We start from the raw sequence: 16968 nt of genomic DNA on the forward strand, positions 1-16968 counted from the left end.
GCACATAAAGAAGATTATGATTACCATATGGCGATATTAATAATCTGAGTCAATCGTTAGTTTTTTGATAGGTGCGTAGATGTGGTAGGCCGAATCAAGATTATGGATGTCATCAAAAAATTGAATAAGTTCGATGTGAGAATCGTCAGCTTCCTGCCTGGAAATCTTCAAAAATCTTGCATAATCAGTTATGAAAACATCACCTATATCAAGGAGATCACCAAAATATTTAAACTTGGCACAGAAGAGCTGCGGTAAATCAACGGAAAAATAAAAAGGTTTCTCTATTTGAATATCATTTGGGATCCCGAACAAGACCTTAAAGCGGGTTGAGTTGGGTTGGCAATTCGAATAAATGACATAACATGAGCCAGTTACTGTTTCATCAATGTCATTTAACAGCTTGTTTGAATGAGACCGAATCTTCGTCTTGTAATCATCAGTTGCCAAGTCAACTTCAAAGGCTATGCCGCTCAACCGGATTGGTTTAAGCTCCGTTAGGGTAAAATCGGTGACAATATCACCATTGATGTTTTTAATGGGTCTTTTAACGACAGATGGCACTGGACTTTGAAGTATGTTCAAATTTTTTACTCTTAGAGAGCTTGGAGCAATACCGTATTGGCGTTTGAAAGCGCGGGTGAAAGATGATTGTGTTCCAAAGTTTAGCATGTAGGCTATATCTGTTAGTGGTAAATGATCGGTTTGAATGAATGGTAGTGATGCGTTCAATCTTCTGGATAGTATGTAGTTGTTTAAAGAACAACCCATCATGGCAGAAAAAAGTCTGTGAAAGTAATATTTGGACATGTTAAAGGTATTAGCCACAGACTCTAGTGATAAAGACTGGTCTAAATTGTTCTCAATATGGATTAAAGAACTCTCTATGACTTCATAATGGTCCATAATAACCCCCAATCATTTTTTTCAGAATATTCTATGATTATTATTACAATGGTGATCAGCCAAAGGAGGTAAGGTTAATGACGCAAGACAGAATAAATGGGATCATAATCGGCATTTTTTATATTGTAGCTGCGGTCACATCAGTCATCGCTGTTATCTTATATGAGCCGGTATTGTCAGAACAATGGTATATGTCCGTGGCAAATGGATTTAAAACAAAGGTTTTGCTCGGTGTCATTAACGATCTCTTGCTCGTTCTGACAGCAGTAGGTACAGCGGTTATGCTGTTTCCTTATCTCCGTCGTTGGAATGAACAACTAGCACTAGGATATCTATGCTTTCGATTTATGGAAGCTGTTCTTATTGCAATAGGTGTGGTGAGTATATTAGGTTTATTGCAGCTTAGTATACATTATGAAGCAAACAGCTTAGCAAGTGAAGAAAATCTTCACGAGATCGGTTACATGCTGCAAGCTTTCCACCGTTGGACTTCGATGTTAGGTCCCAATTTTATGCTGGGTATCAATACGACATTGTATAGCTATTTGCTTTTTAAAACAGGTTTAGTGCCAAGACCGTTAGCGCTGTTTGGTATGATTACAGCTGTACTCGTATTCATAGCCGGTCTATTAGAAATGTTCGGTATCATAGAACCTCTCTCTGCAGCAAAAGGACTTATTGCTCTACCTGTGGGCGTTTATGAATTGAGTTTGGCAGTCTGGTTGATTGTGAAGGGATTTCACAAGCAAAACCTCGAAAAACTAAAAGCATCTTAGATTGTTTGCCCTATTAAACAAATAGAGATAGATTAATAAAAGAGAAGTATATCCGAAGAAACCACTCCATTGTCAAAGGAGTGGCTTTGTCTTTATATACTGATGTAAATTTTATGGTCAAAATGTACTTTGTGCTTGGATACATTACGGTGAACCGTATCATAAATAGAAGCAAGTTTTTCGTAAACACCCACACGAAACCTGGAAAGGGTGCTTTTGTTTGCATTGGGTTCAGGTTCGGCAGGTCTTCGTTAGCCTAACTTTGACTGCTTAAATTAAGCTATGTCTGAGCTAGGAGAGTCAATTTGGCTGCTCTGATTTTGTTAATTATTAACTAATTTTGGAGTAAAGCAGGGTTAAGAAAAACTTGCCGTTACAGACAACGCGGTGAACTGTATCATAAATGACGTGAATTTTTAGCTTTTCGGCTAAAAGCCCTGGATAGCCTTCTCTATGTAGGCGATGTCCAAGCAGTTTCCACATCTGGAATGACCTTAGGTACATGGAAAAACTAATTGTACATGTTTGCGACACTACATGCCCCTGATTCGTCAGAAATACTGATGGATCAGGGGTTTTTCTATGTAATTTTGGTTTGTGTTTCTTATCCATTTAATCTTTGCGCCTGCCCGCTTGGAGAACCACGGGAATTTTCCCTTACATCTGATACTTTTCCCGGTTTGACAAGCGCTTTCCTAACTTCCTCCAAACGTATTGTTAGCGTTTTCTCATGGTGATATCCTCTGTTCATGGCCATAAAGAAAACACTTACAAAAGGAGATTAGAGATATGGGTATCGTACTGGCGCGAATTGATCAACGTTTGATTCATGGAATTGTGGTGACTCAATGGGCAGGACATACAAGAGCCAAACGGTTGATGGTAGTGGATGATGTTGCGAGTAAAGATGAAGTCCAAAAAACAGCGATGCGTATGAGCAAGCCTGCCGGAACCGGGATGTCGATCATTGATACGGATACGGCCATTACCAACTTCAGAGCCGGAAAATATGACGATCATAATGTTTTGCTGGTTGTCCGGGAACCTGAAACGCTGCTGAAGCTTACTGCGGGCGGCGTTCACATTCCGAAAGTCAATGTCGGGATCATTTTTGACGGTGAAGGTAAAACAACGGTAAAGAAGATGGTTTCGGTAAATGAAAAGGAAGTAGCCGATTTAAAAGCTTTAAAAGAAAAAGGAATTCCAGTCACCTTTCACTTTGTGCCGGGAGATGCCGAAGAACCACTGGAAACCTATATCAAATAACCAAGCAGGAAGAGGATAAAACATGGAGATTATACAAGCGATACTCATTGTTGCATTAGCTTTCTGGATGGTTCTAGACCAGCAGGGTTTTGTTATCACTACCTGGTTCCCATCCATTATCGGAATGATTGCCGGACTTATTATGGGCGATGTCCCTACGGCCATGGTCATAGCCGGGACCTTTCAATTGATGGCCCTGGGGGTAGCCAATATAGGCGGATCCTCGGTGCCCAATTACGGTCTTGCGACACTTGTCGGGATTTATGTAGCCCTCCGCACAACCAGTGATATTGAACATGCGAAAGCCATTGCCCTTGCGGTCGGGGTACCTGTCGGAATGCTTGGCATTCAATTGGATGTTCTGGGCAAGATCCTCAATTCCTATGTGTCTCATGCGGCTCAAAAAGCGCTGAACGAAGGAAAATTCGCCAAAATGAATCGTATTTTTTGGATCGGCCCCCTTATTTTTGGTTTAACCACAGCGATTCCAACCTTACTTTGTGTGATATTCGGGGATAAAATCGTAAGGTTGCTGCTCGATGTTGTACCGAAATGGTTTACAGACGGATTATCCATAGCCGGATCTATGCTGCCGGTAGTCGGGATTGCATTATTGCTTCAGTATATGCCAGTCAAGAAATACCTGACGATGCTCTTGATTGGCTTTGTGATTTCCGCGTATCTGGGCTTACCGATCTTGGGAATTGCCATTTTAGGCTTCGCCTTTGCCTATTATTTCTTCACACAAAAAATGAGCGGTACACCCGCAGCGGCTGGAGCAGGGACCGGCAATACCTCAGTTGAAGGAGACGAATTCGATGAGTAATACAGAGCCGGCAACAAATCAGGTAACGAAAAGAGACATTCGGTCGGCGGCTATCCGGTATATGTTCATGGCCTGCAACACCTTTAATTACGAGAACCAGCAGGCTCCGGCGGTTGTGTTTGGACTGAACAAGGTTTTACGCAAAATCCATAAAAATGATGAGGATTATAAAGCATCTTTAAATAATCATTTCAATTACTTCAATACTACCACCTGGATGGCCAATCTCCTGTTGGGGGCCTCGGTGGCGATGGAACAGAAAGATGGCATCAAATCCAAAGAGGCGGTTCAAGCCTTCAAAACAGGGATGATGGGACCGCTTGCCGGTGTTGGAGATACGCTTGTTTGGGTACTGTACCCGACCATTATGGGGTCAATTGCCGGATATATGGGCTTACAGGGAAATCCGACCGGTGCGATTATTTGGCTGCTGCTCAACATTGTCTTTTTCTTTTTCCGGATTAAATTGTTCGATGTGGGCCACACCTCCGGATTGAAATTAATCACGGCCCTTGGAGACAGATTAAATGTCTTTACTGAAGCCGCCTCCATCATGGGGTTAACCGTAGTTGGCGCATTAATTCCAGCCGTTGTAAAAATGAATGTTCAGCTTAAATATCAAGCGGGGGAAGTCACGCTACCCATTCAAACGGAGATCTTGGACAAAATTATGCCTGCCTTGCTACCGGCTGCTTTAACCATTGTCGTCTATAAATTGATCGGATCGAAGAAGCTAAGCCTCACAAGCATCATATTTTTGATCATTGGTTTAGCGTTAGTCTGCTCTTACTTTGGAATTTTGGGTGTTTAATTGATAAAGAAAGAGGAAGGAAACGAAACGTATGCGAAAAATTATCATAGCCAGCCACGATCGAATGGCGGAAGGCGTAAAAGAAACTTTGAATTATATCACTAAAGGTATCGGTAATGTTCATGCCCTTTCAGCATATCTGACCAACACACCGGTTAAGGAGGAAGTCAAGGGATTGCTGGAGGATGTAGGAGAAGATGATGAAGTAGTGGTGTTCACGGACCTGCTCGGGGGATCGGTGAATCAGGCATTTGCAGCGTATTTAAGCCGTCCGCATTTTCATATCATAGCAGGAATAAATTTGCCGGTTATCATTGCGGTACTGGTGCAGCCGGAGGATGAATATTTAACAGCGGATCAAATTCTTAATGCCGTGAATGAAGCAAGGCAGCAGTTAGTATATGTGAATGACTTCGTTGCCAATATGCCGAAAGATGATGAAGAAGATGAATAATATGGCGAACGAAAAAGATTGGTGGAAAAAAGGTGTCGTTTACCAGGTTTATCCGCAAAGTTTTAAAGATACAACCGGAAGCGGTATAGGCGATTTAAACGGAATAATTGAAAAGCTCCCGTATTTGGCGGATTTGGGCATCAGCGTGATCTGGTTGAATCCGATTTATCAATCACCGCTGGTGGATAATGGGTATGACATCTCCGATTATTACAGCGTCAATCCCGAATATGGAACGATGGATGATTTTAAACGACTGTTGGATCAAGCGCATCGCTTGGATATCAAGATTATTATGGACCTGGTAGTTAATCATACAAGCGATCAGCATGAATGGTTTAAGAAGTCCTGTGAATCGCGGGACAATGAGTTTTCAGACTTTTATATTTGGAAAGATCCCAAGGAAGATGGAAGCCCGCCCACGAATTGGGGCTCGACCTTTGGCGGTCCGGCCTGGGAGTATGCCAAAAGCCGCGGACAATATTATCTGCATCTGTTTGCTAAAGAACAGCCGGATTTGAACTGGGAGAATCCCAAAGTTCGTGAAACGATTTATGATATGATGAAGTTCTGGTTCGAGACGGGAATCGACGGTTTCCGGATGGATGTAATCAGTTTGATTAGTAAACGTCAGGATTGGCCGGATGCACCGGATGACGCGATCTATACCAAATCTTATTATATCGGTGCCTCTAACGGGCCGCGAGTTCACGAATTTCTCCATGAAATGAATCAAGAGGTATTGAGCAAATATAACATTTTGACCGTGGGCGAGACAGCCAATACCAATAGTGACCAAGCGATTTTATACACAGACCCGGAACGGGAAGAATTGAATATGGTCTTCCATTTCGATCACATGCACCTGGACTACGGACCTTACGGAAAGTTCTCGGACATCCGTTTTAAGCTGAGCGATTTGCGAGACGTCATGACAGAGTGGCAGGACAAACTGGAAGGCAGGGGGTGGAACTCCCTTTATTGGAGCAATCATGATCAGCCGCGTGCGGTTACCCGTTTTGGGAACGACACGAACTATCGGGTAGAATCCGCAAAAATGCTAGGAACCCTCCTTCATATGATGAAAGGCACGCCTTATATTTATCAGGGAGAAGAGCTGGGAATGCGCAATGTCCGCTTCGCTTCTTCAGATCAGTATAAGGATATTGAGACCTATGGTGTGAAGAAAGAATTTGAGGAAAGAGGACTTCTGGAAGCGTACATTAAAGAGTCCATTTTCTTGAAATCCCGTGATAATGCGCGCACACCGATGCCGTGGAATGGAAAGGAAAAGTATGGATTTACAAACGGAACACCATGGATTGATTTCAGCCCGGATAATGATTGGATCAATGTGGAGGATTGTTTGGCAGATCCAAACTCGGTGTACTACCATTACAAAGAATTAATTCGTCTTCGGAAAGAGCTGCCGGTCGTGGTTGACGGAGTGTATGAACTGATCAATCCGGGCGATTCCGCTGTCTACGGGTATACGCGTACCCTGGCAGAGCAGAAGCTAGTCGTCATCTGTTCCTTCTCCGAGAGCAAAGTCAATTATAAATTGCCTGAGGAGCTGAAGCGCTCATCCGGCAGACTGTTGCTATCCAATTATCCGGATACCCGGAAAGAGCTGGGCAATCTGGAGCTTCGCCCGTATGAAGCGGTAATTTATTATATTGAAGCATAAAGAACTGACAATAGGATTAGACTAGTAGAGCATCTCCTCTCACTAGTCTTTTTTTGCAGTATACTATTTGAATAAATGATTACTTAGTAATATTACATAACGGGGAGCAGCTATATGGATTTTGACTTGCGTGTAAAGATAAATTATGACGATTTGACCGACTCTGAAAAAGAAATGGTAAGATTCATAACCAATCGGCCCCAAGATGTCATAAGCATGAATATTGTCGAATTAGGCGAGGCATTGCTTAGTTCGAAAAGTTCGGTGCTTCGCTTGGCCAAAAAGCTGGGATATCATGGATTTTCAGAATTAAAGTATGCTCTCAGGTCGGACATGACCCTATCCTCACTAGAGCCCAGTGATTTGACTCTATTATTAAAACAGGATTTGGACCGGATTTTCCGATATATCGAGCAAACGAATTTTCAGCCCTTTCTGGAGAAGCTGAAAGCTGCCCGAATGGTCTTTTTATACGCCACCGGTTTCTCACAGAATAATTTCACAAAGGAATTTTCCAAGGATTTAATGATTGCGAATCGTCAAAATATATTGATTTCAGGCGAGACAAATTTGGCAATTAACAGCTCGATTATAACGGAAGAGGATTTGGTTATACTTACTTCGTTCAGCGGCGAAACCGAAATGATAAAGGATGTCGTTCGGGAGTTAAAAATAAAAAATGTAACGATTGCAGCTATTACGAAATTTGGCAGTAACTTTTTAAGCGGGCATGCTGACTATTCGTTCTTTTATGAAGCAACCCCATTGCCGAGTTATCAAAAGCAAGGGGTTCATTCGTTGATTGGGTTAGAAGTGATACTGGATGTCATTGCACGAAAATATCGTGAGTTTATTCTCTTTGATGAATAATCATCTTGCAGAACATGTTAGGACAGAAGGGGGCCCTTGATTCACCTGCATGAGTGACGAATCAAGGGCTTTTAGATTTTACGCCAAACGGCTGCCCACAGGCGCTCGGGGACAACGGGGATCTGGAGCATAGTGCTGATCCAATCCATAAGCTTTAAGAGCTTCCCTGACACATCTTCCGAGACCTTCATGACACTGCTGGAAATCAGAGCAATCTCGGCAAGGTCCATTGGAAACCGCTGACTGATCCGGGTAAGCAAGCTCCAGGGCTTTTGGCGAATTCCACACTTCCAGCAACGTCTGTTTCGTTAAATCGCCGATAATGAAATGTTCGTGATTGTACAGCTCTTCGCAGATGGTTACCTTCCCGTCAGGCAGCACAACAACACCGCGCCGGTTAGCCGTACAATAAGCTCTTTCCCAAAAGTTGTTCTTCCTTACCGATTCCTCTCCGGCGTAGGGATTATCATTGGCGCCGCTGAAATTTACTCTGTCCGGAAATTCCTCTTTAATCTTGCTGAATTTTTTCTCGAAAATCTCTATATCCTCCGGCGAACAGAACAGGCTGTCGTCATGGCGATACAAGGAACGTCCGTAGCAAGTAAAATTGCTCCTCAGCACATAAGGCTTGTCCATCAAATACCGCGCAAGGGATACGGCATTCTTGATGTTAACCGGGGTCAGCACTGTGTTGGTCCGGACCTTGATTCCCACTTCACCCAGATAATCGAGGGTTTGCAGTATTTTCTCCCCATAGCCGGTACGACCCATAAGCTGGTCAATAATTGCCGGGTCAAGACCGTCAATACTAACCTGGATGGTGGATAGTCCAGTTGCCTTGAGCTGCTGGGCCATACTTCTGGATAAAGGATATTTCGTGGGGATATTGAGATACAGACCTGCAGACAGAGTGCTTTCAATGAAATCCAGAGCATCCTCCCGGCAAAAAAAATCTCCCCCCGAGAACTCGACGGTTTCGATACCGCAATCACGGGCCTCTTTCAACAGGCGGCGGTACAGGGTTAAATCCAATTCCTGCTTTCCTTGAAAACCCTCACGATCAGCATAGCAATACCTGCAATTGGTTACACAACGCATGGTCGGAAGCACCAGCAAGGTGTAGGGCATCTTGCACCGGGTATCATCCATATCAATCATCTCTTCGGGAACGATAAAAGCCTTGGGATCGTATATCCGTGCCTGATCCGGGTTGATATCTGAAGCTTCGATGATCAAGGATTCCATGGTCTGTTCGTCATTTACCTGAATGGCCAGCAGGGCATCCACTTGCCGGGAGGCAGCTTCCATATCCAGATCGAAGAGATAGGCCACGGCTTCACGAACGGCAGTCAGGTCCCGTTTTCCGTCGAATAAGGAGAGGATGACAGCCTGCTGCGGGTAGAGAAATTTAAACACTTCCTGCGAGCTATCCCCCGGATTCGCGGTAAACAAGATTGACCTTCCCCCGTCAGGCCGCAGCTTCACCTCGGGGCTTAGAAGAAGTCCCATAACTATAACCCCCATTTCATTTAGCTACTCCTCCGTTGGAGCATCCTGGGGAACATGACGTACAGCGCATGGAACATCCCATTGTACATCTTGCGATATCCTCCTCATCCTCCGATACAGCATCGATAATAAGCTCTCTTAAAAGCTCACGCTTCGAGAGACCTGTTCCGGCAAGAAGAGCCCTGATTTCATTTAACGTATTCATTAGTGTCACCTCATCCTCAATGATTTGAAGTCCTTAAACCAGCGCGTCACTGTGCTGTAGGTCCATTATTGCAGCCCGTTTGACAATTGATACACCCTGCGTCACACTGTCCGCACATTGCCCTATTGTCCGTGGCAGCATCAACCAGTTCTTTTAGAAACTGACGCTTGGAGAGACCGCATTCGCACAGAAGAGCCTTGAGTTCCTGTAATTCACTCATCACTTTCACCTCGTCTTTAGCTATATTGTATATTTTTTCACATAAGCGGGATTTTCATACCCTTTTTCTGGAAAAAGAAAACTCAGGTATTCCGCTGCCCTCTGAAATAGTCCTTGGCATTCCTCCATCAAACCAAGTTAGGAATTAGGGCAATCGTTCTAACATCAAGGGACAGGTCAGGTTGATTATGATTTTAGTTCAGCATCATTGCAAAACAGCTAAAGTGCAGCTTTTTTCGATCAAAAACGTTTTTTCTCAAAGAAAACCTGCAATTATACAGGGATTTGAGGCTGTGCTGACTGAATTTGAGGCTGAATGGGAACAAACCTGCATTTTCGCAGGCGTATTATACAAGAGGTGTTCTTAGTCGACCAAAAGATGCAGAATTTCAGGTTTTCTGATCTCCGGTTTCATAAGTTTTTTGCCTTCCTCCGGCCTCTAAATAGTCCTTGGCAAATGCGCATATTTTTCTCTGCTGAACAAATCGTTCATTTGTAAGGTAAGGGCAACAAGGAAATGTAATCACGGGTCGTTTCGTTGTTAAGCATAGTGGCTGTAAGTACCACCCGAGGGCAGGATTCCAGAAAAAAAGATGGGTCAACCCGCCTAAGCGGGCTAACCCATCTTTCATCAGAGCAAAATTACAAGGTGGACACGTCAATAACAAACCGATAACGCACATCGCTGCGGAGGACGCGCTGATACGCTTCGTCTACCTGGTCCGCGCGAATCACCTCGATTTTGGGGGCAATGCCGTGCTCCGCGGAGAAATCGAGCATCTCTTGCGTTTCCCGGATTCCGCCAACGAGTGAACCTGCGATGCTGCGGCGGCCCATGATCAGGGAAAAGACCTGGTACTTATCCGGTTCGGCCGGCGCACCGACATTGACAAGCGTTCCATCGATGCGAAGCAGCGATAAATACGCATCAACGTCAAGATTTGCAGACACGGTATTTAAGATGAGATCGAATTGACTGGCCAATGTTGTGAATGTAGCGGGATCGCTGGTTGCAAAATAATGATCGGCGCCAAAGCTCAGGGCTTCCTCTTTTTTACCGATAGACCGGCTCAGGACGGTGACTTCAGCACCCATGGCATGCGCATATTGGATCGCCAGGTGGCCAAGGCCCCCCACTCCCACAATAGCAACTTTTTTGCCTGGGCCGGCGTTCCAATGCTTCAAAGGAGAGTATGTCGTGATGCCTGCGCACAGCAGCGGGCTTGCCACATTTAGCTCCAGACTGTCCGGAATCCGGACAACGAATCGTTCTGTTACTACTATTTTTTGGCTGTATCCGCCGTATGTCGGATTGCCGTCATAGTCCAGGGAGTTGTAGGTGGCGACAAAGCCTTTCGTACAATATTGCTCCTCACCCTTAAGGCAGTATTCGCACTCTCCGCAGGAGTCAACAAAGCAGCCGACGCCAACGCGATCGCCAACCACAAATTTGGTAACTTCTGTTCCTACGGCCGATACAATACCGGCGATTTCGTGACCGGGAACCATGGGAAAAATTCCGCCGCCCCATTCATCGAATGCGCTGTGGATGTCAGAGTGGCAAATTCCACTAAATTGAATATCGATCAGGACGTCATGCGGCCGTAATGCTCTCCGCTCAATCGTGGTTTTTTCGAATGGCGCTTTGGCGCTGGAGACACTTAAAACTCGAGTTTGGCACATGTTTGTTCTCTACTCCTTTTCTCTTGAAGATAAAAAACATGGATACTTTAATGCACACCTGTTTAGTATTATAAACGTATCCATACAGCATGCAATTGTTAAATCCGCCGTATTTGTTCATTAATGAACAGATTATACATTTCTATCTAATAAAGCCCCCAGTTGTCTGGCCAAGACATCATGCGGGAAAGGTTTATCATTCATGAACCACCATTCCACCACCCCGACGTAAGCCGACGCAACGAACCTGACGATGAGCTCTTCATTTAACCCCTGGTTTTTTCCTCCGTTTATGTCCACTTCTTTCCGGAACTCCTCAATAAGAAAGTTAAGGAACCGATTGCGGAAATAAGGAGCCCCTTTGCTTGCCAACATCAGCGAAAAGAATGAATAATGGCTTTCGAAGTATTCGCAGAAGATCAGCGTCGCCTCGATAAAATCCAATTGACATGCCGATTCGCACAGCTTCCGCAGCTCGTCAATATGTTCTTCAATCAGCTTATCCAGCAGATCAAATTTATCCATGTAATGAAGATATATGGTTCCGCGGCTCACGTTCGCCCTGTCGGAAAGATCCTGTATCGTAATGTCATCAAAATTCTTTTCGGACATCAATTCAATTACAGCCTTTTTTAACGCTTCTTGCGTTTTGAGTATTCTTCGATCCACTTTGGACATTGGAGGGCCACCATTCTTTCTTAAAAAATAATTTACACCTGTCGAGTATCTGTTCAGTAATGAACAAATTGCGCTCGATTAACAATTGAAGATATTCTGTATCCATTTATAATTATAGACGAGTGTCCATTAATGTATCAATAATCATTATATCAGAAAACTAATGAGAAGAAGGGATAGCAAATGTCAAAAGAAAAAGAACTTACAGGTGCACAAAAAGCGATCGGAGATTTTGCCCCGAAACTCGTGGAGCTTACCGACAATGTTCTGTTTGGCGATGTATGGGAACGCAAGGAGCTGGCTCCGCGCGACCGCAGCCTGATTACCGTAGCCAGCCTGATCGCTGGCGGGAACACGGAACAACTGGGATTTCATTTGAACAAAGCCAGGGAGAACGGGCTATCGGAAGAAGAGCTTAAAGAAGTCATCATTCATCTTGCTTTTTACGCGGGGTGGCCAAAAGCCATGTCAGCTATTATGGTTGCCAAAGAAGTGTTCTCAAAAGGGAAGTAGGGAGGTTTTATCATGAAATACCGTACAGTAGGAAAAACGGGGATTCAAGTCTCGAATTTATGTTTCGGTACAATGTCTTTTGGCGGCAACGCGGATGAAGAAACGTCCAAAGCCATGTTCAAGCGCTGCCGGGAAGCCGGGATTAACTTTTTTGACACGGCGAACGTTTATAGCGGGGGGCGTTCTGAAGAAATCCTGGGAGAGTGTATCGCGGATTGCCGGGATGAAATTGTACTGAGCACCAAAGTGTTCTATCCTATGGGAAAAGATATCAATGCAGGTGGACTCTCCCGCCGTCATATCCTGCTTGAAGTTGAAAATAGCCTGCGGCGGTTGAAGACGGACCGCATCGATTTTTACTTTGTGCATATGTTCGATGAGAAGACTCCGATGGAAGAAACGCTCCGCGCGCTTGACGACCTTCAGGCACAGGGCAAAATTCTCTATCCGGCGGTAAGCAACTGGGCAGCTTGGCAAATTGCCAAGGCACTGGGGATATCCGCAAAAGAGCAGCTTGCCCGTTTTGAGTTGATTCAGCCGATGTATAACCTGGTCAAACGTCAAGCCGAGGTCGAAATTTTGCCGCTCGCCGCTTCGGAACATTTGGGCGTGATTTCCTACAGCCCGCTCGGAGCCGGGCTTCTTACGGGCAAATATGGAGTGAACAAACGGCCGGAGCAAGGGCGGCTCGTTGAAGAGAAGAGATATACGGACCGCTACGCGGATGAAATGAATTTTGCCATAGCCGACCGGTTTAATGCCTATGCTGCGGAGCGTGGTATAAAGCCCTCAACGCTGGCCGTCGCCTGGGCGTTGTCGCATCCTGTGGTAACGGCGCCGATTATCGGAGCAAGGAACCTGGAGCAGCTTGAGGATTCGCTCGCTGCGGCCGATGTGGACATGACTCCGGAATGGCGCGATGAAATCTCTTCGCTTTCGGTTACTCCTGCACCCGCGACGGATCGCGGTGAAACACTGCTGCCGATTTGGACCTAACCCCAACAGTGGAGAACAAAATATGAACAACACCTGGAAAATTTACTTGCTGGCCTTCATTACCTTCATGACTGCTACATCGGAGTTCATCATTGCAGGCATTTTGGACAAAGTAGCGGCCTCCGCCCATATTTCGGTATCGTCGGCAGGACAGCTGATCACGGTATTCGCGATTGCCAACGCGATCGGCACGCCTGTTGTGATGATGGCGATGGCGAAAATGGATCGGCGTAAGCTATTAATGCTTTCTCTGGGCGTCATTGCGCTCGGCAGCGTTTTGACAGTCGTCCTTCCCGGCTTCGGTTTTCTCATCTTCTCTCGCGTTCTGCTTGCTATAGGAAGTGGGGTTTTTGCCACCATCGCCAAGACGCTCGCGTCAAAGCTGGCGCCGCCTGAACGCCGGGCCGGGGCGATTGCCACCGTTATAACGGGGGCCAGTGCCGCCCTCATTGCTGGCGTTCCCATTGGCCGTGTTGTGGCCGCCGCTTACGATTGGAAGGTCATCTTCTGGGGGATCGGTATTCTCAGCCTGCTGGCCATCTTCACTGTGGCTCGAATGCTCCCGGCCACAAATGGCGAGGAGGCCGTCCCTCTGGGCAAGCAGCTCGCTCTTATGAAGAATCCGAAAATCGTAATTGGCCTTGGTGTAATATTCTTCTGGCAATTAGGATATGCCGTGCTTTTTTCATATATCGCCCCCTTCCTGTTAACCGTTCCACGAATGAGCGAACGAGAAGTGAGTGCTACGCTCTTTGCCTTCGGTATCGCTACGTTGATAGGCTCCAAGTTCGGCGGATTCCTGACGGACCGGATCGGTATCCCCCGGACGCTTGTGGGCGGCATGGTTATCCATGTCATCGCTCTTGTGCTGCTGTCTACAATAGCCGGATCAGCCTCTGTTGCCATTCCGCTCTTGATGCTGTGGGCTTTCTCGGCTTGGTCATCCGGCCCAGGTATGCAGTATAATCTGGTCTTGCTCGCTCCGGAGGCATCGGGAATCATGCTCAGCTTGTACGGTTCCATCTTGCAGCTCAGCATTGCCGCAGCCGCCGGAATCGGGGGAATTGCCGTGAGAAGCGCATCGATGCCGGCGGTCAGCTGGATCGGGGCTGCATCCGTCGCGGTTGCTGTCTGTATTGCGGCGGTCTCGTTTAGCTTTGCGCGTTCGTCCAGCAATAGTATAGCGATGAAGTGATGGGGGGATTTTCCCGTGCTGTTACTGGTTATTGCCCCAAATGAGTTCCATTCATTTGGGGCAGTTTTTTTATATCCAAATGTTGTGGAGGACGAATTTGCCCTTACTGGTAGGAGGGTCATGCGTCTAGCACGTGGTCATATTTTTCCTTCAGACGCTTGATGTCTGCTCTGGGAGGAGCGCCGAACATACGGGCATATTCCCGGCTGAATTGGGATGCGCTTTCGTAGCCTACCCGGAAGGCGACCTCGGCGGCGTCCGCCGACTCGGATAGCAGAAGGCGCCGGGCTTTCTGCAAGCGCAGCTGTTTTTGAAACTGAATCGGGCTCATCGCGGTGACCTCTTTGAAGTGCCGGTGAAACGTAGAAGTACTCATATTGGCTGTTTCGGCAAGCTTTTCAATGCGCAAAAGCTTGTTACAGTTATTAATAATTTGCTCGATTGCGTCCCGGATTCGGTACGTGCTGCTTCCTTCCATGGCGATTTGGGCGAGCGTCGCGCCATACGGCCCTTGCAGAAGCCTGTATAGAATTTCTTTGGTGTAAATGGGAGCAAGGAACGGAATGTCTTTCGGATCGTCCAGCAGACGGGTTAACCGGAGTATCGCATCCAGTATTGAACGCTCTATCTTACCGACAAACAATGCCCGCTTGGCATTTTCTTTCGAAGCGATTTGAATGTCGGAGTCATTGATAACCTCCAGAATCTGACTCTGCGTAAATTCAAGCCTGAAGCTCAAATACGGAATGAGGGGAGAAGCTTTGATGACCTGGCTGGTCACCGGCAGATTCATGGATGAAATCAGGTAGTTTGCCGGACCGTATTCGAACCGCTCCTGTGCCAGCAGTACTTCTTTTAAACCTTGAGCGATGAAGCACAGGGAAGGGTTGTACACTCTGTGGGCCGGCTTGGTCAAATTAGAGTTGTGGAAAAAATATAAAGAGGGAATTGCGGTCTTGTGAGCTCCGTCCCGGCCGGTATGACGTTCGATCCGTTTGACGAGTTCATCCCTCTGGTCTCGCATTTCCTCAGACATAGGCTCCTCCTTGTTGGTGTTCTCTTGCTCAATTATAAAGCATCTGCGCCGGTGGCGTTAATGGGAATGAGAGGATTAGGCAAGCATTTGAGACGAATGGGATAACGGCCCTTTTTTATTTATTGGATAATAAGGGTATGCCCTGCCTTGGCGGAATGAGGCCTATACCAACAAAGGAGTTGTGCCATTTATGGATTATGTCAAACTTGGCCGTACTGGTCTGGAAGTCTCGAAAATTTGTCTTGGCTGCATGAGTTATGGGGTGCCCGAACGCGGAATGGCTCCCTGGTCGCTGAATGAAGAGGAGAGCCGACCCTTCATTAAAAGGGCGCTGGAGCTCGGGATTAACTTCTTCGATACGGCGAATGTGTACTCCGATGGAACAAGCGAAGAATTTGTCGGACGCGCCCTGAAGGAATATACCCGCCGGGATGAGGTAGTCATCGCGACAAAGGTATTTTTCCGCATGCGTCCGGGTCCCAACGGCGCGGGACTTTCCCGTAAAGCGATCATGACCGAAATCGATAACAGCCTGAAACGGCTGGGTACGGATTACGTCGATTTGTACCAAATTCACCGCTTCGATAACACTACGCCTATTGAAGAGACAATGGAGGCGCTCCATGACGTCGTGAAAGCAGGGAAGGCCAGATATATCGGAGCGTCTTCCATGTACGCCTGGCAGTTCCTGAAAGCCCAGCATACTGCTGAACGCAACGGATGGACCAAGTTTGTCTCCATGCAGAATTTCTACAATTTATTGTATCGGGAAGAAGAGCGGGAAATGCTGCCGCTTTGCCTTGAAGAGGGAATCGGCGTTATTCCGTGGAGTCCGCTTGCCAGAGGCAAGCTAACCCGGGATTGGGAGGAACAGACCGCCCGTTCGGAGAAGGACGCGGCCGGACAAGCATTTTATTCGAAAATGGCCGATGCCGATCGCAAGATTGTTGAGAAAGTAGCTGAAATTGCCGCCAAACGGGGCATTCCGCGCGCGCAGGTTGCCCTTGCATGGGTTCTACAAAAGGAGCCGGTAACCGCCCCGATCATTGGCGCAACTAAGCCCCATCATCTGGAGGACGCCGTTGCAGCGCTTTCGGTGAAGCTGGATGCTGATGAAATGGCGAGCCTAGAGGAGCCTTATGTGCCTCATCCGGTGACGGGGAATCTCAGCTAGGGCAAGCGCTATTTACGTTGCCTTAGTTAATTTCAATTCAGAGAGGCTTGCCGCCCCAAGGTCATTATTGATCTTGGGGTTATTTTTTTAACGGGAACCCAAAAATATTGAACATCTGACAAAGAACTTAGAATTTAAAGCGCTTTCAAACCCTTCTATAATCA

At 46.4% G+C, this 16968-nt stretch carries 16 protein-coding genes; 11 read left to right on the top strand and 5 right to left on the bottom strand.

Translation table 11 applies throughout. The features are described from left to right. Positions 1 to 36 precede the first annotated feature (36 nt). Entirely contained in the window at positions 37 to 906 is an 870-nt protein-coding gene (locus tag PDUR_RS02465; RefSeq protein WP_042204939.1) for a helix-turn-helix transcriptional regulator, read from the bottom strand. A 77-nt stretch (positions 907 to 983) separates the two neighbouring features. On the opposite strand from PDUR_RS02465, the gene PDUR_RS02470 reads away from it, so the two are divergent. From PDUR_RS02470 to PDUR_RS02500, 7 genes are all read left to right on the top strand, one after another. After that, on the top strand, positions 984 to 1682 hold the full coding sequence (locus tag PDUR_RS02470) for a DUF4386 domain-containing protein (RefSeq protein WP_042204940.1): 699 nt from the start codon (positions 984 to 986) through the stop codon (positions 1680 to 1682). 789 nt (positions 1683 to 2471) lie between these two features. After that, the gene (locus PDUR_RS02475; protein WP_042204941.1) at positions 2472 to 2948 is read left to right on the top strand and encodes a PTS sugar transporter subunit IIB; all 477 of its coding nucleotides are present in this window, start codon (positions 2472 to 2474) and stop codon (positions 2946 to 2948) included. A gap of 22 nt (positions 2949 to 2970) precedes the next feature. After that, complete coding sequence (locus PDUR_RS02480) at positions 2971 to 3774, top strand: PTS mannose/fructose/sorbose/N-acetylgalactosamine transporter subunit IIC (protein WP_042204942.1); 804 nt, start codon at positions 2971 to 2973, stop codon at positions 3772 to 3774. Then, on the top strand, positions 3767 to 4585 hold the full coding sequence (locus tag PDUR_RS02485) for a PTS system mannose/fructose/sorbose family transporter subunit IID (protein ID WP_042204943.1): 819 nt from the start codon (positions 3767 to 3769) through the stop codon (positions 4583 to 4585). Before PDUR_RS02480 ends, PDUR_RS02485 begins: the two co-directional genes overlap by 8 nt. A 31-nt stretch (positions 4586 to 4616) precedes the next feature. Beyond that, a complete protein-coding gene (locus PDUR_RS02490) occupies positions 4617 to 5039 on the top strand; it encodes a PTS sugar transporter subunit IIA (protein ID WP_042204944.1) in 423 nt (140 codons plus the stop codon). Between the two features lies 1 nt (position 5040). Continuing rightward, positions 5041 to 6726: an alpha-glucosidase gene (locus tag PDUR_RS02495; protein ID WP_042204945.1), complete on the top strand. Its 1686-nt coding sequence runs from the start codon at positions 5041 to 5043 to the stop codon at positions 6724 to 6726. Positions 6727 to 6840: 114 nt separating this feature from the next. Beyond that, positions 6841 to 7596: a MurR/RpiR family transcriptional regulator gene (locus PDUR_RS02500; protein WP_042204946.1), complete on the top strand. Its 756-nt coding sequence runs from the start codon at positions 6841 to 6843 to the stop codon at positions 7594 to 7596. A 78-nt stretch (positions 7597 to 7674) separates the two neighbouring features. Here PDUR_RS02500 and PDUR_RS02505 read toward each other — a convergent pair whose 3' ends face one another. The 3 genes from PDUR_RS02505 to PDUR_RS02515 all read right to left on the bottom strand — a co-directional run bounded on the left by PDUR_RS02505 (position 7675) and on the right by PDUR_RS02515 (position 11890). Next, complete coding sequence (locus PDUR_RS02505; protein ID WP_081949354.1) at positions 7675 to 9120, bottom strand: radical SAM/SPASM domain-containing protein; 1446 nt, start codon at positions 9118 to 9120, stop codon at positions 7675 to 7677. A 1051-nt stretch (positions 9121 to 10171) separates the two neighbouring features. Next, positions 10172 to 11212, bottom strand: coding sequence for an NAD(P)-dependent alcohol dehydrogenase (locus PDUR_RS02510; RefSeq protein ID WP_042204949.1), 1041 nt, complete (start codon positions 11210 to 11212; stop codon positions 10172 to 10174). A 132-nt stretch (positions 11213 to 11344) separates the two neighbouring features. After that, positions 11345 to 11890: a TetR/AcrR family transcriptional regulator gene (locus tag PDUR_RS02515; RefSeq protein WP_042204950.1), complete on the bottom strand. Its 546-nt coding sequence runs from the start codon at positions 11888 to 11890 to the stop codon at positions 11345 to 11347. 183 nt (positions 11891 to 12073) lie between these two features. On the opposite strand from PDUR_RS02515, the gene PDUR_RS02520 reads away from it, so the two are divergent. Genes PDUR_RS02520 through PDUR_RS02530 form a run of 3 tightly spaced genes read left to right on the top strand, consistent with a single transcriptional unit; the run spans position 12074 to position 14594 of the window. Next, positions 12074 to 12403, top strand: coding sequence for a carboxymuconolactone decarboxylase family protein (locus tag PDUR_RS02520; protein WP_042204951.1), 330 nt, complete (start codon positions 12074 to 12076; stop codon positions 12401 to 12403). Positions 12404 to 12415: 12 nt separating this feature from the next. After that, positions 12416 to 13399 carry an aldo/keto reductase gene (locus PDUR_RS02525; protein ID WP_042204952.1) on the top strand — a complete coding sequence of 328 codons (984 nt, stop codon included), beginning with the start codon at positions 12416 to 12418 and terminating at the stop codon, positions 13397 to 13399. Positions 13400 to 13421: 22 nt separating this feature from the next. After that, positions 13422 to 14594 (top strand): MFS transporter, encoded by a 1173-nt coding sequence (locus tag PDUR_RS02530; protein WP_042204953.1) that lies wholly within the window; start codon positions 13422 to 13424, stop codon positions 14592 to 14594. Positions 14595 to 14712: 118 nt separating this feature from the next. Here PDUR_RS02530 and PDUR_RS02535 read toward each other — a convergent pair whose 3' ends face one another. Beyond that, the gene (locus PDUR_RS02535; protein WP_042204954.1) at positions 14713 to 15630 is read right to left on the bottom strand and encodes an AraC family transcriptional regulator; all 918 of its coding nucleotides are present in this window, start codon (positions 15628 to 15630) and stop codon (positions 14713 to 14715) included. 190 nt (positions 15631 to 15820) lie between these two features. On the opposite strand from PDUR_RS02535, the gene PDUR_RS02540 reads away from it, so the two are divergent. Then, entirely contained in the window at positions 15821 to 16804 is a 984-nt protein-coding gene (locus PDUR_RS02540) for an aldo/keto reductase (protein ID WP_042204955.1), read from the top strand. Positions 16805 to 16968 lie beyond the last annotated feature (164 nt).

Origin of the sequence: Paenibacillus durus (assembly GCF_000756615.1) — a bacterium.
Classification (GTDB): Bacteria; Bacillota; Bacilli; order Paenibacillales; family Paenibacillaceae; genus Paenibacillus_AQ; species Paenibacillus_AQ durus.

Coding starts and splice junctions, on each gene's coding strand:
- PDUR_RS02530 (WP_042204953.1), top strand. CDS start 13,422: ATGAACAACACCTGGAAAATTTACTTGCTGGCCTTCATTACCTTCATG.
- PDUR_RS02515 (WP_042204950.1), bottom strand. CDS start 11,890: ATGTCCAAAGTGGATCGAAGAATACTCAAAACGCAAGAAGCGTTAAAA.
- PDUR_RS02510 (WP_042204949.1), bottom strand. CDS start 11,212: ATGTGCCAAACTCGAGTTTTAAGTGTCTCCAGCGCCAAAGCGCCATTC.
- PDUR_RS02470 (WP_042204940.1), top strand. CDS start 984: ATGACGCAAGACAGAATAAATGGGATCATAATCGGCATTTTTTATATT.
- PDUR_RS02485 (WP_042204943.1), top strand. CDS start 3,767: ATGAGTAATACAGAGCCGGCAACAAATCAGGTAACGAAAAGAGACATT.
- PDUR_RS02475 (WP_042204941.1), top strand. CDS start 2,472: ATGGGTATCGTACTGGCGCGAATTGATCAACGTTTGATTCATGGAATT.
- PDUR_RS02540 (WP_042204955.1), top strand. CDS start 15,821: ATGGATTATGTCAAACTTGGCCGTACTGGTCTGGAAGTCTCGAAAATT.
- PDUR_RS02525 (WP_042204952.1), top strand. CDS start 12,416: ATGAAATACCGTACAGTAGGAAAAACGGGGATTCAAGTCTCGAATTTA.
- PDUR_RS02480 (WP_042204942.1), top strand. CDS start 2,971: ATGGAGATTATACAAGCGATACTCATTGTTGCATTAGCTTTCTGGATG.
- PDUR_RS02505 (WP_081949354.1), bottom strand. CDS start 9,120: ATGGGGGTTATAGTTATGGGACTTCTTCTAAGCCCCGAGGTGAAGCTG.
- PDUR_RS02465 (WP_042204939.1), bottom strand. CDS start 906: ATGGACCATTATGAAGTCATAGAGAGTTCTTTAATCCATATTGAGAAC.
- PDUR_RS02495 (WP_042204945.1), top strand. CDS start 5,041: ATGGCGAACGAAAAAGATTGGTGGAAAAAAGGTGTCGTTTACCAGGTT.
- PDUR_RS02520 (WP_042204951.1), top strand. CDS start 12,074: ATGTCAAAAGAAAAAGAACTTACAGGTGCACAAAAAGCGATCGGAGAT.
- PDUR_RS02535 (WP_042204954.1), bottom strand. CDS start 15,630: ATGTCTGAGGAAATGCGAGACCAGAGGGATGAACTCGTCAAACGGATC.
- PDUR_RS02500 (WP_042204946.1), top strand. CDS start 6,841: ATGGATTTTGACTTGCGTGTAAAGATAAATTATGACGATTTGACCGAC.
- PDUR_RS02490 (WP_042204944.1), top strand. CDS start 4,617: ATGCGAAAAATTATCATAGCCAGCCACGATCGAATGGCGGAAGGCGTA.